The sequence below is a fragment of the Pseudomonas sp. NPDC090203 genome (assembly GCF_044746765.1).
Classification (GTDB): Bacteria; Pseudomonadota; Gammaproteobacteria; order Pseudomonadales; family Pseudomonadaceae; genus Aquipseudomonas; species Aquipseudomonas putida_AD.
Genome location: NZ_JBIVCV010000010.1, coordinates 254,217 through 268,173, shown reverse-complemented (window position 1 = coordinate 268,173; position 13,957 = coordinate 254,217). Strand labels below are relative to the sequence as shown.

The 13,957-nt window shown below is 62.2% G+C and carries 12 protein-coding genes; 8 read left to right on the top strand and 4 right to left on the bottom strand.

From position 1 onward, the window contains the following. Positions 1-296: 296 nt before the first annotated feature. Positions 297-1,352 carry a haloacid dehalogenase-like hydrolase gene (locus ACIPO9_RS18995; protein ID WP_274135179.1) on the top strand — a complete coding sequence of 352 codons (1,056 nt, stop codon included), beginning with the start codon at positions 297-299 and terminating at the stop codon, positions 1,350-1,352. A 107-nt stretch (positions 1,353-1,459) separates the two neighbouring features. On the opposite strand, the gene ACIPO9_RS18990 is transcribed toward ACIPO9_RS18995, so the two are convergent. Together ACIPO9_RS18990 and ACIPO9_RS18985 are read right to left on the bottom strand one after the other, a co-directional pair. Then, on the bottom strand, positions 1,460-2,842 hold the full coding sequence (locus tag ACIPO9_RS18990; RefSeq protein WP_400782765.1) for an ATP-binding protein: 1,383 nt from the start codon (positions 2,840-2,842) through the stop codon (positions 1,460-1,462). Next, positions 2,839-3,549 carry a response regulator gene (locus tag ACIPO9_RS18985; protein WP_400782762.1) on the bottom strand — a complete coding sequence of 237 codons (711 nt, stop codon included), beginning with the start codon at positions 3,547-3,549 and terminating at the stop codon, positions 2,839-2,841. Before ACIPO9_RS18985 ends, ACIPO9_RS18990 begins: the two co-directional genes overlap by 4 nt. 240 nt (positions 3,550-3,789) lie before the next feature. Here ACIPO9_RS18985 and ACIPO9_RS18980 point away from each other — a divergent pair, with 240 nt between their 5' ends. Genes ACIPO9_RS18980 through ACIPO9_RS18970 form a run of 3 tightly spaced genes read left to right on the top strand, consistent with a single transcriptional unit; the run spans position 3,790 to position 6,751 of the window. After that, positions 3,790-4,890, top strand: coding sequence for an ABC transporter substrate-binding protein (locus ACIPO9_RS18980; RefSeq protein WP_400782785.1), 1,101 nt, complete (start codon positions 3,790-3,792; stop codon positions 4,888-4,890). Further along, positions 4,887-5,969: a FecCD family ABC transporter permease gene (locus tag ACIPO9_RS18975; protein WP_400782760.1), complete on the top strand. Its 1,083-nt coding sequence runs from the start codon at positions 4,887-4,889 to the stop codon at positions 5,967-5,969. Before ACIPO9_RS18980 ends, ACIPO9_RS18975 begins: the two co-directional genes overlap by 4 nt. Then, complete coding sequence (locus ACIPO9_RS18970) at positions 5,966-6,751, top strand: ABC transporter ATP-binding protein (protein ID WP_400782758.1); 786 nt, start codon at positions 5,966-5,968, stop codon at positions 6,749-6,751. The genes ACIPO9_RS18975 and ACIPO9_RS18970 overlap by 4 nt, the downstream gene beginning before the upstream one ends. A gap of 166 nt (positions 6,752-6,917) precedes the next feature. On the opposite strand, the gene ilvD is transcribed toward ACIPO9_RS18970, so the two are convergent. Continuing rightward, positions 6,918-8,765 (bottom strand): dihydroxy-acid dehydratase, encoded by a 1,848-nt coding sequence (gene ilvD / locus ACIPO9_RS18965; RefSeq protein WP_400782755.1) that lies wholly within the window; start codon positions 8,763-8,765, stop codon positions 6,918-6,920. A 457-nt stretch (positions 8,766-9,222) separates the two neighbouring features. Here ilvD and ACIPO9_RS18960 point away from each other — a divergent pair, with 457 nt between their 5' ends. Together ACIPO9_RS18960 and ACIPO9_RS18955 are read left to right on the top strand one after the other, a co-directional pair. Further along, positions 9,223-9,948, top strand: coding sequence for a magnesium transporter (locus ACIPO9_RS18960; protein WP_274135188.1), 726 nt, complete (start codon positions 9,223-9,225; stop codon positions 9,946-9,948). Between the two features lie 188 nt (positions 9,949-10,136). After that, a complete protein-coding gene (locus tag ACIPO9_RS18955) occupies positions 10,137-10,595 on the top strand; it encodes an REP-associated tyrosine transposase (protein ID WP_400782753.1) in 459 nt (152 codons plus the stop codon). 102 nt (positions 10,596-10,697) lie between these two features. Here the strand turns inward: ACIPO9_RS18955 and ACIPO9_RS18950 are convergent, their stop codons facing one another. Then, entirely contained in the window at positions 10,698-11,894 is a 1,197-nt protein-coding gene (locus ACIPO9_RS18950) for a class I SAM-dependent rRNA methyltransferase (RefSeq protein WP_400782751.1), read from the bottom strand. A gap of 168 nt (positions 11,895-12,062) precedes the next feature. Between ACIPO9_RS18950 and ACIPO9_RS18945 the strand changes: the two genes are divergently transcribed. Both ACIPO9_RS18945 and mutM read left to right on the top strand, forming a co-directional pair. Continuing rightward, positions 12,063-12,929, top strand: coding sequence for an HDOD domain-containing protein (locus ACIPO9_RS18945; protein ID WP_274135193.1), 867 nt, complete (start codon positions 12,063-12,065; stop codon positions 12,927-12,929). Positions 12,930-12,968: 39 nt separating this feature from the next. After that, a complete protein-coding gene (gene mutM / locus ACIPO9_RS18940; protein ID WP_400782749.1) occupies positions 12,969-13,781 on the top strand; it encodes a bifunctional DNA-formamidopyrimidine glycosylase/DNA-(apurinic or apyrimidinic site) lyase in 813 nt (270 codons plus the stop codon). Positions 13,782-13,957: the final 176 nt, after the last annotated feature.

Sequence of the window (13,957 nt, the reverse complement as noted above, 5' to 3'; positions counted from 1 at the left end):
GTTTCCAACCCTGATTTAATTTTTTGTGGTGGGCGGGTCTTTCTTACGTGCGGGGGGCGGCCCCGCGGTAAATTATTTCCCCCCCCCCCCCCCCGCCGCCGCCCCCCCCCCCGCGACGGCGATTTCATCAACGCCACAATTTCCTGGCTTGTAACAAATATGTCGTTTTTGTGTCATCTGTCGCGATCAGCGCGCAACATGACGCCATCAGAACGCGCACGGTCGCTGACGTTTTCAAACAGTCATGGCTTTTTGGTACGGTCCCTCCTCGAATTAATAAAGGGGAGGAAACCGTTATGAATTTCGTACCAAAACTGTTGGCCGCCGCACTCTGCCTGGGCCTTGCCGGGCAGGCGTTTTCTACCGAACTCAAGCACTGGCCCGAGCCTGCCGCCAAGCAGTTGAACGCCATGATTGCGGCAAATGCCAACAAGGGTAATTTCGCAGTCTTCGACATGGACAACACCAGCTATCGCTACGATCTGGAAGAGTCGCTGCTGCCGTTCATGGAAAACAAAGGGCTGATAACCCGCGAAAAGCTTGATCCTTCCCTCAAGCTGATTCCCTTCAAGGACACGGCCGACCACAAGGAAAGCCTGTTCAGCTATTACTACCGCCTCTGTGAAATCGACGACATGGTCTGCTACCCATGGGTCGCGCAGGTGTTCTCCGGCTTCACCCTTAAGGAACTCAAAGGCTACGTCGACGAGCTGATGGCGTCCGGCAAGCCGGTGCCGAGCACCTATTACGAAGGTGACGTGGTCAAGACCATCGAAGTCCAGCCGCCGAAGGTCTTCACCGGCCAGGCCGAGCTGTACAACAAGCTGATGGAAAACGGCATCGAGGTCTACGTCATGACCGCCGCGTCCGAAGAGCTGGTGCGCATGGTCGCCTCCGATCCGAAGTACGGCTACAACGTCAAACCGCAGAACGTCATCGGCGTGACCACGTTGCTGAAGAACCGCGACACCGGCGAGCTGACCACCGCACGCAAGCAGATCAGCGCCGGCAAGTATGACGAGAAGGCCAACCTCGGCCTTGAGCTGACTCCGTACCTCTGGACGCCCGCCACCTGGATGGCCGGCAAGCAGGCGGCGATCCTGACCTACATCGACCAGTGGAAAAAACCGGTGCTGGTGGGTGGGGATACGCCGAGCAGCGACGGCTACATGCTGTTCCACGGTGTTGACGTCAACAAGGGCGGGATTCACCTGTGGGTCAATCGCAAGGACAAGTACATGACCCAGCTCAACGGCATGATGAAGACCAACGCCGAGGCCCAGGCCAAGGAAGGGCTGCCGGTGACGGCGGACAAGAACTGGGTGATCGTCAAGCCTGACGAGATTCAGTAAGCCACAACACCCTGTAGGAGCGCGCTTGCCCGCGACCGCGGTGTGTCAGGTACGGATTCGTGCCTGACACACCGTCATCGCGGGCAAGCGCGCTCCTACAGGTGGCATCAAACCCTCGGTAAATCCAGGATGGCCTCCAGCCCGCCGCTTTCGCGGTTGCGCAATTGCAAACGCCCGTCATGGGCCGCTGCGACGGTGTGGGCGATGCTCAGGCCCAGCCCATAACCGCCAGTACCGGCGTTACGCGAGCTTTCCAGCCGATAGAACGGCTCGACCACCTGCTCCAGTTGATCTTCCGGAATGCCCGGGCCCTGGTCGGCGATCACGATGCGCAAGCGCTCGGGTTGATCCTCGATGAAGATGTCCGCCTGATGCCCGTAGCGAATAGCGTTCTCCAGCAAATTCTGCACACAACGTTTCAGGCTGCGCGAATAGGCAGGCAAGGGTTGCAGCGCCGAGCCATGCAGGGCCACCTGGGCGTGCATGTCCTGAAAGTCGGCCTGCAGGCTTTGCAGCAGCGCGTTGATGTCCACGCTCTGGCGACTCTCGTTGATCTCGCCGCTGCTGACGAACTCCAGCGTCGACGACACCATGTTCTCCATGTCCTCCAGATCCTTGCGAAAGCGCTCGCGGGTCTGTTCGTCGGCGAGCATTTCGGTGCGCAGCCGCAGGCGGGTGATGGGCGAGCGCAGGTCGTGGGAGATCGCCGCGAGAAACCGCGTGCGCTCCCGCAGGTTGGCGATCAACCGCTGCTGCATGCTGTTGAACGCCCTAGCCGCGCGGCGCACCTCAAGCGGGCCGTCCAGTGCCAGCGGTGCGCGCTTGATGTCCCGGCCCAGGGCCTGAGCGGCGTTGGTCAGTTCGGTCAGTGGGCGGATCGCCAGACGCACGGCCAGCAGAACGATGATCGTCAGCAGGATGATCCGCACCAGATAGATGCGCAGGAAATAGTCGAACATCACCTGCACCGGCGTCAGGCTGGTCCAGCCCTGATCTTCGCGGGCGCGCACCTGCAGCCAGCGACCGTCCGGCAAGTGCAGCTCAATGTTGAACATCCCGGCAGCAGGGCTTGAGCCGAACAGCGTGCTCATCCCGGCGGCGTTGCCTTGATCGTCCAGCAATGACAGGTGCAGCAAGCGCAAGTCGCTGGCGATGCCCGTGCGCTGCTCGATGACATTGTTGAGCAAACGCTCGGTGGCCTGATCGGCGCTGCTCAGCTTCTCGGCCCGTGGCGTTGGAGATTCGATGAATTGCAGGCGGAAGTCCGGCGTATTGAGGTGGCCGATGAAGCCGTTGGTGTGGGTAGGCTCGATGTGAATCACCCGCACGATGTCGGCCAACCGGCTGGCGATCAGGCGCGTAGGTATTTCCAGCACCTGGCTGTGGCGCACGTCGTACCAGATGCTGCTGGTGGCGATCTGCGCCGCGACCATCCCCGTGACCAGAATGATGACCAGGCGCCCGTACAGCGTGCGCGGCCAGAGTCTCACGAGGCGCTGGCCACGGCGGTTGCGGTGAGCATGTAGCCCTCGTTGCGCACGGTCTTTATCAGCCTGGGGTCCAGTTGCTGGCGCAACCGGCTGACGCAGACATCGATGGAGCGGTCGAACGGCGTGCTGTTCTTTTCGAACACGTGGTTGAGCAGGAAGTCGCGGCTCAACGGGCGGTTGGGGTGCTGCAACAGCAAGCGCAGCACCCGGTAGTCGGAGTTGCCCAGGCTGATCACCAGCCCTTCAGGCGACAGCACCTGGCGGGCGCGGGTGTCCAGTTGCCAGCCATCGAAGGTCACGAACGGGGTTTCGTCGACGCGGGCGCGTTCAGGGAAACTCTGCACCCGACGCAGCACCACCTTGATCCGTACCAGCAGCTCGCGAGGGTCGAAGGGTTTGGGCAGGTAGTCGTCGGCGCCGATTTCCAGGCCGACGATGCGGTCGATCAGGCTGCCCCGTGCAGTGAGCATGATCACCGGTGTATTGGAGGTGGTGCGCAGTTCACGGCACAGGCTCAGGCCGTCTTCACCGGGCAGCATCACGTCCAGCACGATCAGGTCGATGACGTTCAGCTCAAGGCGGCGACGCATTTCCTTGCCATCGCACGCGGTGGACGTCTGATAGCCCGCATCGCGCAGATACTCTGCAAGCAGTTGGCGGATTTCCGGATCGTCATCGACGATCAAAACGTGGTCTTGCCTGGACATAAGGGACGCTGTGCCTGTGAGTCGAGAAAGGGCAGCCCTGCCGAGACGCCCGCTGGGCGTTGTCCTACCGAAAAAGCCAACCCGCGGGCGGAGCAAATGTAATGGAATGTTGTGGGCGGCGAATTCCTGCATCACCAATACAAAGTTGGCCCGACCCGAACTGCGCTGCTCTTTAGACTGGCCGTTGTAAATGCGAGTCATTGTAATCTGGAGACGTGCGTGTTCAAAACTTTCCTCTCGATGCGCAGCAAAGTTGCGCTGGTCTTGCTGTTGGGCGCCTGTCTGGGCCAGATCCCGCTGGCCTCGGCCAAGGAAGTCACCGATGTGCTGGGGCGCAAGGTGCAGGTCTCCGACCATGTTCAGCGTGTGGTGCTGGGCGAGGGCCGCCTGATTTCCGTGTTTGCGTTGCTTGATCGCGACGCGCCGTTCAAGCGCATCGTCGGCTGGCAGGCCGATCTGAAGAAGCTGGACCCGAACACCTACAACGCCTATGCGGCGAAATTTCCCGAAGTCAGCAAGATTCCGCTGATCGGCCAGGCCTCTGAGCAGAGCGTCAGCGCTGAAGAAATCCTCAGCCTCAAACCCGACCTGGCCGTGTTCAGCATTTCCGGCCATGGCCCGACCGAACACAGCCCGGTGGCCGACACGCTGGCAGCGGCGGGCATTCCGGTGTTGTTCGTGGACTTTCGCATCAAGCCCGTCGAAGGCACCCGCACCAGCATGATGGCCCTGGGCCGGGCGCTGGGTCGCGACAAGGAAGCGGCCGCCTACATCGATTTCTATGACCAGCACCTCAAGCGTGTGATCGACACCGTGGGCACGGTCGATGACAGCCAGCGTCCGAGCGTCTTCCTCGAACTGCTGGCCGGCGCCTGGCAGGCACCGGGGCATACCACGGGCAAGAGCGGCATGGGTGAAATCATCAAGCTGGTGGGCGGGCGCAACATCGCCGAAGGCGTGGTGCCGGGCGCGCTGGGCGACGTCAGCGTCGAGTACGCGCTCAAGGCCGATCCGGATGTCTACATCGCCACCGGCAACCACGAACCGGGCTTGCTGCTGGGCGCGGGTGTGCAGCCTGCTCCGGCCCAGGCGGCGTTCGCCAAAGTGCTGGCGCGCCCCGAGTTCAAGGATCTGCGCCCGATCCGCGACGGTCAGGCCCATGGCCTGTGGCATGACTTCTACAACTCGCCGTACAACATCCTGGCCATCGAAGCCCTCGCCAAGTGGATCAGCCCAGGGAAGTTCAAGGACCTGGACCCGCAGCAGACCATGGCCGATATGAACCAGCAGTTCCTGCAAACGCCGCTGTCGGGCCAGTACTGGATCGATCAGCACAAGTGACCTCTCAAGCACATGGCCTGCCCGAGCACGCTCCGGCAGGTCTTGAAGCCGCAAGCCAGGGGTATCGACGGCTACTGGCGCGGCGTTTCTGGCTACTGGCGGGACTGGCGCTGGTGCTGGTTTTCGCCGTGCTCATGGATCTGACCACCGGGCCGTCCGGCATGAGCCTGGGCACCTTGCTCGATGGCGTGCTGCATCCCGAGCATCTGGCGATCACCGACCGCATCATCATCTGGAACGTGCGCCTGCCCTATGCGCTGATGGCGGTGCTGGTGGGTTGCGCGTTGTCGCTGGCCGGTGCGGAAATGCAGGCGATCCTCAACAACCCGCTGGCCAGCCCGTTCACTCTGGGCGTGTCGTCGGCGGCCGCGTTGGGCGCCTCGCTGGTGATCGTGTTTCCACTGTCGTTCAGCTGGCTGTCAGGGAATGCCGCCGTGACGGTCGCAGCCTTCGTTTTCGCCTGCGCCTCGGTTTTTCTGCTGCAAGCCATGTCGCGATTGCGCGGCGCGGGGGTGGAAAGCCTGGTGCTGTTCGGCATTGCGCTGGTGTTCAGTTGCAACGCGCTGGTGGCGCTGCTGCAACTGGTGGCCACCGAAGATGTGTTGCAACAATTGGTGTTCTGGAGCCTGGGCAGCGTGGCGCGGGCCAACTGGGAGAAGCTCGGGATGCTGGCGCTGGTTTTGGTGGTGGTGATGCCGATGTCGTTCGCCGCCTCCTCGCGCATGACGCTGCTGCGCATGGGTGAGGACCGGGCCCAGAGTTTCGGTATCGATGTGCGGCGCCTGCGACTGTTTTCCCTGCTGCGGATAAGCCTGCTGTCGGCCACCGCCGTGGCGTTTGTCGGCACCATCGGCTTCGTCGGCCTGGTGGGGCCGCATATCGCCAGAATCCTGGTGGGCGAGGATCAGCGCTTTCTGTTTCCGGCCAGCGCCTTGGTCGGCGCGTTGTTGCTGTCGCTGTCGTCGATTGCCAGCAAGTTGATCATGCCCGGTGTGATCGTGCCGGTCGGGATTGTGACAGCGTTGGTCGGCGTGCCGATTTTTGTGTTTCTGGTGTTCAAGCGCGGGAGGCAGCTATGAGTGGCCTGAGCGTGCGCGATGCCTGCGTCAGTTACGGGCGGCGCCAGGTGGTGCGCGGTTTGTCGTTGCCGGATCTGCAACCGGGCACCGTGACCGCGCTGATCGGCCCGAATGGCGCAGGCAAATCGACCTTGCTGCGCGCCGTGGCGGGGTTGGAAAGGATGAGCGGGGAGGTCAGCCTTCAAGGTCGTGCGCTGAACGATGTGTCCATCGCCGAGCGTGCACGACAGATCGCCTACATGCCGCAGAACCTGCCGCCGGGGCTGTCGCTCAGCGTCATGGAAAGCGTGATCGCGGCTTTGCGGGCCGGGGCTTTCAATGGTGTGCCCTTGTCCAGCGAAGGCTGTCTGCGCGAGGCGTATCGGGCATTGCAGCGGATCGGCATCACCCATCTTGCCGATCAGCTGTTGAATGGTCTTTCTGGCGGGCAGCGGCAACTGGTCAGCCTGGCGCAACTCATCGCTCGCCGCCCGACGGTCATGCTGCTGGACGAGCCGACCAGCGCGCTGGACCTGAACTACCAGCTCAAGGTCATGGCCAGCGTGCGGGACATGGTGCGTGAACATCAATTGATCGCCGTGGTGGTGCTGCATGACATCAGCCTCGCAGCCCGGCATGCCGACCAGCTCGCGGTGCTGCGGGATGGGCAGTTGTTTGCGTTTGGTAGCGCCGGGCAGATTCTCACGCCAGGGTTGCTTGCTGATGTTTATGGCGTACAGGGGCGGGTCGAGTTTTGCTCGCAGGGCAGCATTCAGGTGCTGGTGGATGGGGCGTTGGCGTGAGATGCCTTTGATCCGCCCGTAGGAGCGCGCTTGCCCGCGACCGCAGTCTGTCAGATGCGAATTGATACCTGAGACACCGCGGTCGCGGGCAAGCGCGCTCCTACATCGTGCACAAAAAAAGCCCGGCATCGCTGCCGGGCTTTTTGTTTGCTGCACTGAACGCCGTTTACGGCACCAGCTTGTCCAGCATCGCCTTGTCACGCACAGCGCCTTTGTCGGCACTGGTCGCCAGCAGGGCGTAAGCCTTGAGCGCGGTGGTCACCTTGCGTGGACGCGACTCGACCGGTTTCCAGCCTTTCTTGTCCTGCTCGGCGCGGCGGGCGGCCAGTTCTTCGTCGGACACCAACAGGTTGATGCCACGGTTCGGAATGTCGATCAGCACCTTGTCACCGTCGCGCACCAGGCCAATCGCGCCACCGGCAGCGGCTTCCGGCGAAGCGTGGCCGATGGACAGGCCCGAAGTACCGCCCGAGAAGCGGCCGTCGGTCAGCAGCGCACAGGCTTTGCCCAGGCCCTTGGATTTCAGGTAGGAAGTCGGGTAGAGCATTTCCTGCATGCCCGGGCCGCCTTTCGGACCTTCGTAACGGATGATGACGATGTCGCCGGCCTTCACTTCGTCAGCGAGGATGCCGCGTACGGCGCTGTCCTGGCTTTCGAAGATCTTCGCGTTGCCTTCGAACACGTGAATCGATTCGTCCACACCGGCGGTTTTCACCACGCAGCCGTCCAGCGCGATGTTGCCGTACAGCACGGCCAGACCGCCTTCTTGCGAATAGGCGTGCTCGACGCTGCGGATACAGCCATTCTCACGGTCGTCGTCCAGGGTTTCCCAGCGGGTCGACTGGCTGAATGCGGTCTGCGTCGGGATGCCGGCCGGGCCTGCCTTGAAGAAGTGGTGAACCGCTTCGTCGTCAGTCTGGGTGATGTCCCACTTGGCGATGGCTTCTTCCATGGACTTGGCGTGCACGGTCGGCAGGTCGGTGTGCAGCAGGCCGCCACGGGCCAGCGAACCGAGGATGCTGAAGATGCCGCCGGCGCGGTGCACGTCTTCCATGTGGTACTTCTGGATGTTCGGCGCGACCTTGCACAACTGCGGCACGCGGCGCGACAGGCGATCAATGTCGCGCAGGTCGAACGCGATCTCGGCTTCCTGGGCGGCGGCCAGCAGGTGCAGGATGGTGTTGGTCGAACCACCCATGGCGATGTCCAGGGTCATCGCGTTTTCGAAAGCCTTGAAGTTGGCGATGTTGCGCGGCAGTACCGAGTCATCGTTGTCGCGATAGTAGGTCTTGCACAGCTCGACGATGGTGCGGCCAGCCTGCAGGAAAAGCTGCTCGCGGTCGCTGTGGGTGGCCAGGGTCGAACCGTTGCCAGGCAATGCCAGGCCCAGGGCCTCGGTCAGGCAGTTCATGGAGTTGGCGGTGAACATGCCGGAGCACGAACCGCAGGTCGGGCAGGCGCTGCGCTCGTATTCGGCGACTTTCTCGTCGGAGGCGCTGGAGTCTGCGGCGATGACCATAGCATCGACCAGGTCCAGACCGTGGCTGGCCAATTTGGTCTTGCCGGCTTCCATCGGGCCGCCGGACACGAAGATCACCGGGATGTTCAGGCGCAGGGCGGCCATCAGCATGCCGGGGGTGATCTTGTCGCAGTTGGAGATGCAGACGATGGCGTCGGCGCAGTGCGCGTTGACCATGTACTCCACGGAGTCGGCGATGATTTCGCGGCTAGGCAGCGAATACAGCATGCCGTCGTGGCCCATGGCGATGCCGTCATCGACCGCGATGGTGTTGAATTCTTTCGCCACACCGCCGGCTTTTTCGATCTCGCGGGCGACCAGCTGGCCCAGGTCCTTGAGGTGCACATGGCCTGGCACGAACTGGGTGAACGAGTTGGCGATGGCGATGATCGGTTTCTTGAAGTCTTCGTCTTTCATACCCGTGGCGCGCCACAGGGCACGTGCGCCGGCCATGTTGCGGCCATGGGTGGATGTTTTCGAACGATAATCAGGCATGGAGCACTCCGGGCGGCTAATCAGGTTTAAACAGGGAGTGAGCTTCTCTTGGTCCATTGCAACGGCGACAGGTAGCTGCCGTCGCGGATGAGGTCGGTGACGCCACAGGATCGCTGCGCTTGACCGGAGCTCATAAACCCGCCGGGGATGATTGGCGATGAATACGCCGATTCTACACCGCTTGCGTGCCGATGGAATGCCAAGACCGATCAGGGGCGGTCTGGAATGCGCTTGTAGGAAGTTTCTGAAAATCATTTGCACGGGTTTTGTCATCGCGCCCGCTTGGTTACTATCCCCGCGCCGCATGTGCGGCCTACGAGAAATCCCTCAATGGACCACCCCAGTTCAAGTTCCTCCGGAACGAACAATCTGGCACCGACCGCAGCGGCGGCGGGCTTGCCTGTGAGCTGACGTGGTCGGCTTTCCGGGTGGCCTGCGCGGCCGCCTGGAGAGAAGCATGACTACATTTGACCTCGTACACGGCAACACCTCTTTCACCGACCTGTCCGCAGCCGAAATCGCTGCGCATCTGGACGCGCTGCCTCATGACAAGCGTGCTGACGTCCTGGGTCGGCTCAATACCGATGCTGCCGTGGAAGCCACCGAAGACTTCCACAAGGGCGCCTTGATCTCCACACCCCTTGGCAACCTGAGCACGGCCACCGCTGCCTTCCTGTATCGCAAGCGCGTGCTGTGGCTGGTGCTGCTGGTGTTCGGCAACCTGTTTTCCGGCGCCGGCATCGCAGCCTTCGAAGACGTGATCGCGGCCAATATCGTGCTGGTGTTCTTCCTGCCATTGCTGGTGGACAGCGGCGGCAACGCTGGCGCGCAGTCGGCAACCCTGATGGTGCGGGGCCTGGCCACTGGCGAGGTGGTCATCAAGGACTGGCTGCGCCTGCTGTGGCGCGAATGCTCGGTGGCCCTGGCGCTGGGTGTGACCATGGCAGTGGCCGTGGCATTTCTGGGTGCGGTACGTGGCGGCTGGGAGATTTCCATGGTCGTTGCTAGCAGCATGCTGGTGATCGTGCTGGTCGGCAGCCTGATCGGCCTGAGCCTGCCCTTCCTGTTCAGCCGCCTGAACATGGACCCGGCAGTGGCCAGCGGCCCGCTGATTACCTCGATTGCCGATGCGGCGGGGGTGTTGGTGTATTTCGGGATTGCTTCGGTGATTCTGGGGCTTTGAGACCGTGCCAGGGCTTTATCGCGAGCAAGCGCGCTCCTACAAAACGCGCCCACCTTGTAGGAGCGCGCTTGGTCTGGGCCGCATCCGGACGAAGGCGTCCTCAATGACACATCCGGAATTCCTAATCTACGCCCGCCTTCCATGAATCTGCCTATCTTTGGTGAAACCAACTTCAAGAGGGCAACGGAATGCCAGGACCTCAACGAGGCGCTGATCTGCGCCGCGGACGATACTCCGCACCGGGGCAAATCTATCTGGTCACCTCGGTGGTACATGGTCGCCAGCGATTGTTTGATAACTGGCGAGCAGGACGGCTCGTGGTAGATGAGTTTCGCAAGGCGCAAGCAGATGGCATGGCTGCATCCCTGGCCTGGGTGGTCATGCCGGATCATTTTCACTGGCTGCTGGAGTTGAAGACTCACTGTCTGGGTGCGTTGATGCGGCGTGTGAAATCAGGCAGCGCACTGGCGATCATGAGAGCAGGCCACAGCCCGTTGCGGGTCTGGCAGAAGGGCTATCACGACCGCGCTGTCAGGCGGGAAGAAGATCTGCAAAGCATTGCACGATATGTGGTGGCCAATCCGTTGAGGGCGGGGTTGGTGCGACGTGTCGGTGATTATCCGCTGTGGGATGCGGTGTGGCTGTGACATCTGTCGCGGGCAAGCGCGCTCCTACAGGTCACACATGAACCTGCGGGCGCGTTCCCACGCCGGCGCCTAACTGTAGGAGCGCGCTTGCCCGCGACGCTCTTAGCTGTTCGGCAACAACCGGCAAGTAATGCTCTTGATATACCGGGTCTCAGGGATTGCCGGGTGTACCGGGTGGTCCGGGCCCTGGCCGCCGCGTTCCAGGAGCTGGATGTTGCGGTCCAGGTGGCGGGCGCTGGTCAGGAGGATGTTCTGCAGGTCGTCTTCCGGCAGGTGCATCGAGCACGAAGCGCTCACCAGGATGCCGTCCTTGCTCAGCAGGCGCATGGCCTGTTCGTTCAGGCGACGGTAGGCGCCTTCACCGTTCTTCAGGTCTTTCTTGCGTTTGATGAACGCAGGCGGGTCGGCGACGATCACGTCGAAACGCTCTTCAGCCGCTTTCAGCTCTTTAAGCGCCTCGAACACATCGCCTTCGACGCAGGTGACCTTGTCGGCAAAGCCGTTCAGGGTCGCGTTGCGCTCCACCCCATCAAGGGCGAAGCCCGAGGCGTCGACGCAGAACACTTCGCTGGCACCGAATGCACCGGCCTGCACACCCCAGCCACCGATGTAGCTGAACAGGTCCAGTACCCGCTTGCCCTTGACGTACGGCGCCAGGCGCGCGCGGTTCATGCGGTGGTCGTAGAACCAGCCGGTCTTCTGGCCTTCCATCACCGGGGCCTCGAACTTCACGCCGTTTTCTTCCAGCGCGACCCACTCCGGCACCAGGCCGAAGGCGGTTTCGACGTAGCGGTTCAGGCCTTCGGCGTCACGCGCTGCCGAGTCGTTCTTGAGCAGGATGCCGCTTGGCTTGATGACCTGAATCAGTGCTGCGAGCACGTCGTCCTTGTGCTCTTCCATGGTCGCGGAAGCCAGTTGCACCACCAGGATGTCGCCAAAACGGTCGACCACCAGGCCCGGCAGCAGGTCGGAATCACCGTAGACCAGGCGATAGAACGGCTTGTCGAACAGGCGCTCGCGCAGCGACAGGCACACGTTCAGGCGGTGCACCAGCAGCGATTTGTCCAGCGGCAGCTTGACGTCGCGCGACAGCAGGCGTGCGCAAATCAGGTTGTTCGGGCTCAGGGCGACGATGCCCAGCGGTTTGCCGCCGGCGGTTTCAAGGATCGCCTGGGCGCCTGGAGCGAAGCCGTTGAGCGGCGTGGCGGCAACGTCGATCTCGTTGCTGTAGATCCACAGGTGACCGGCGCGAAGGCGACGGTCGGCGTTGGGCTTGAGGCGCAAGCTAGGCAGGGACATGACGTCGCTCCGGAAAAAAGAGCGGGATTATAACCCGTGATCCGGCCTGCGGGCGCACGGCTGTGAATTAACTGGCTGACGGTCTGTCGGATCCAGAGACTGTATCAACGGTTGTCGTAGCATGGGCGGTAAGGGTTAAAATCGCCCCCTGACCCCGAGTGTGTACTTATGTCCCAAGAGCTTACTTCCGAGCAGATCCAGCAGGCGTTGCAAGGCATCAGCGTCCCGCCCCAGCCGCAAATCATGGTGGATTTGCAGATGGAGCAGTACATGCCCGACCCTGACCTGGGTGTCATCGCCCGGTTGATTGCGCAGGATCCGGGGCTGTCCGGGGCTTTGCTCAAGATCGTCAACTCGGCCCATTACGGCCTGGCCAACAAGATCGCCTCGATCCAGCGCGCGGTCAATCTGCTGGGCAGCCGCTCGATCATCAACCTGATCAATGCGCAGTCGATCAAGGGCGAGATGAGCGACGAGACCATCGTGGTGCTCAACCGCTTCTGGGACACCGCCCAGGACGTGGCCATGACCAGTCTGACGCTGGCCAAGCGCATCGGCTCGCAAACCGTGGATGAATCCTACGCGCTGGGTCTGTTCCATGATTGCGGCGTGCCCTTGATGCTCAAGCGTTTTCCCGAGTACATGAACGTGCTCGAAGAGGCCTACGCCAAGGCCGGGCCAGAGTCTCGCGTGGTGGACACCGAAAACCGCATTCTCAACACAAACCACGCCGTTGTCGGCTATTTCACTGCCAAGTCGTGGCGTTTGCCTGAACATGTCAGCAATGCCATCGCCAACCACCACAACGCGCTGGCGATCTTCCAGGACGAGTCGGGCCGCAATGCGCCGCTCAAGAACCTGCTGGCGATCCTGAAGATGGCCGAGCACATCTGCTCTTCCCATCGTGTGCTGGGCAACCAGGTGGTCGATCATGAGTGGAACAGCATCGGCCACCTGATCCTCGATTACGTGGGGCTGTCGGACTACGACTTCGAGAACCTCAAGGAAAGCCTTCGTGAACTGAGCTCGCACTGATCCTGCGAGCCTTGCGTCTGTCCCTCATCGAGTTGCCCCATGCCTGAATTGCCTGAAGTCGAAACCACCCGTAGGGGCATCGCCCCTCATCTGGAAGGCCAGCGCGTCAGCCGCGTGATCGTGCGTGATCGCCGCCTGCGCTGGCCGATTCCGGAAGATCTGGACGTACGCCTGTCCGGCCAGAAAATCGTGATCGTGGAGCGCAGGGCCAAGTACCTGCTGATCCAGGCCGAGGTGGGCACGCTGATCAGCCATCTTGGGATGTCCGGCAATCTGCGGCTGGTGGAGGCGGGGCTGCCTGCGCTTAAACACGAACACGTGGACATCGAGCTGGAGTCGGGCCTTGCCCTGCGCTACACCGACCCTCGTCGTTTCGGCGCGATGCTCTGGAGCCTCGATCCGCACAATCACGAATTGCTGGTGCGCCTGGGGCCTGAGCCGCTGACCGACCTGTTCGACGGCCTGCGCCTGTTCGAGCTGTCCCGTGGCCGTTCGATGGCGGTCAAGCCGTTCATCATGGACAACGCCGTGGTGGTGGGCGTGGGCAATATCTACGCGACCGAAGCGCTGTTCGCGGCGGGCATTGATCCGCGGCGCGAGGCCAAGAGCATTTCCAAGGCGCGCTATATAAAGCTGGCGATCGAGATCAAGCGAATCCTGGCCGCTGCGATCGAGCGTGGCGGCACGACGCTGCGGGACTTTATTGGCGGCGACGGCCAGCCCGGTTATTTCCAGCAGGAGCTGTTTGCCTACGGCCGTGGCGAAGAGCCGTGCAAGGTTTGCGGCACGACGATGCGTGAGGTGAAGCTGGGGCAGAGGGCGAGCGTGTATTGCCCCAAGTGTCAGAAGTAACCCGTAACCAAAACGCTCAGCTGGTGCCTGTAGGAGCGCGCTTGCCCGCGACGGCGGTGGATCTGTACCGGCTGTAAGCGCTGACCCGACGCCATCGCGGGCAAGCGCGCTCCTACGGCAGTGTGGTTTGCGCCTTCGCCCCTTGCTTAACCCCCATCCCTGTTTATAGTGAGCAG

Coding starts and splice junctions, on each gene's coding strand:
- ACIPO9_RS18970 (WP_400782758.1), top strand. CDS start 5,966: ATGAGTGGCCTGAGCGTGCGCGATGCCTGCGTCAGTTACGGGCGGCGC.
- mutM (WP_400782749.1), top strand. CDS start 12,969: ATGCCTGAATTGCCTGAAGTCGAAACCACCCGTAGGGGCATCGCCCCT.
- ACIPO9_RS18985 (WP_400782762.1), bottom strand. CDS start 3,549: ATGTCCAGGCAAGACCACGTTTTGATCGTCGATGACGATCCGGAAATC.
- ACIPO9_RS18980 (WP_400782785.1), top strand. CDS start 3,790: ATGCGCAGCAAAGTTGCGCTGGTCTTGCTGTTGGGCGCCTGTCTGGGC.
- ACIPO9_RS18955 (WP_400782753.1), top strand. CDS start 10,137: ATGCCAGGACCTCAACGAGGCGCTGATCTGCGCCGCGGACGATACTCC.
- ACIPO9_RS18995 (WP_274135179.1), top strand. CDS start 297: ATGAATTTCGTACCAAAACTGTTGGCCGCCGCACTCTGCCTGGGCCTT.
- ACIPO9_RS18945 (WP_274135193.1), top strand. CDS start 12,063: ATGTCCCAAGAGCTTACTTCCGAGCAGATCCAGCAGGCGTTGCAAGGC.
- ACIPO9_RS18960 (WP_274135188.1), top strand. CDS start 9,223: ATGACTACATTTGACCTCGTACACGGCAACACCTCTTTCACCGACCTG.
- ilvD (WP_400782755.1), bottom strand. CDS start 8,765: ATGCCTGATTATCGTTCGAAAACATCCACCCATGGCCGCAACATGGCC.
- ACIPO9_RS18950 (WP_400782751.1), bottom strand. CDS start 11,894: ATGTCCCTGCCTAGCTTGCGCCTCAAGCCCAACGCCGACCGTCGCCTT.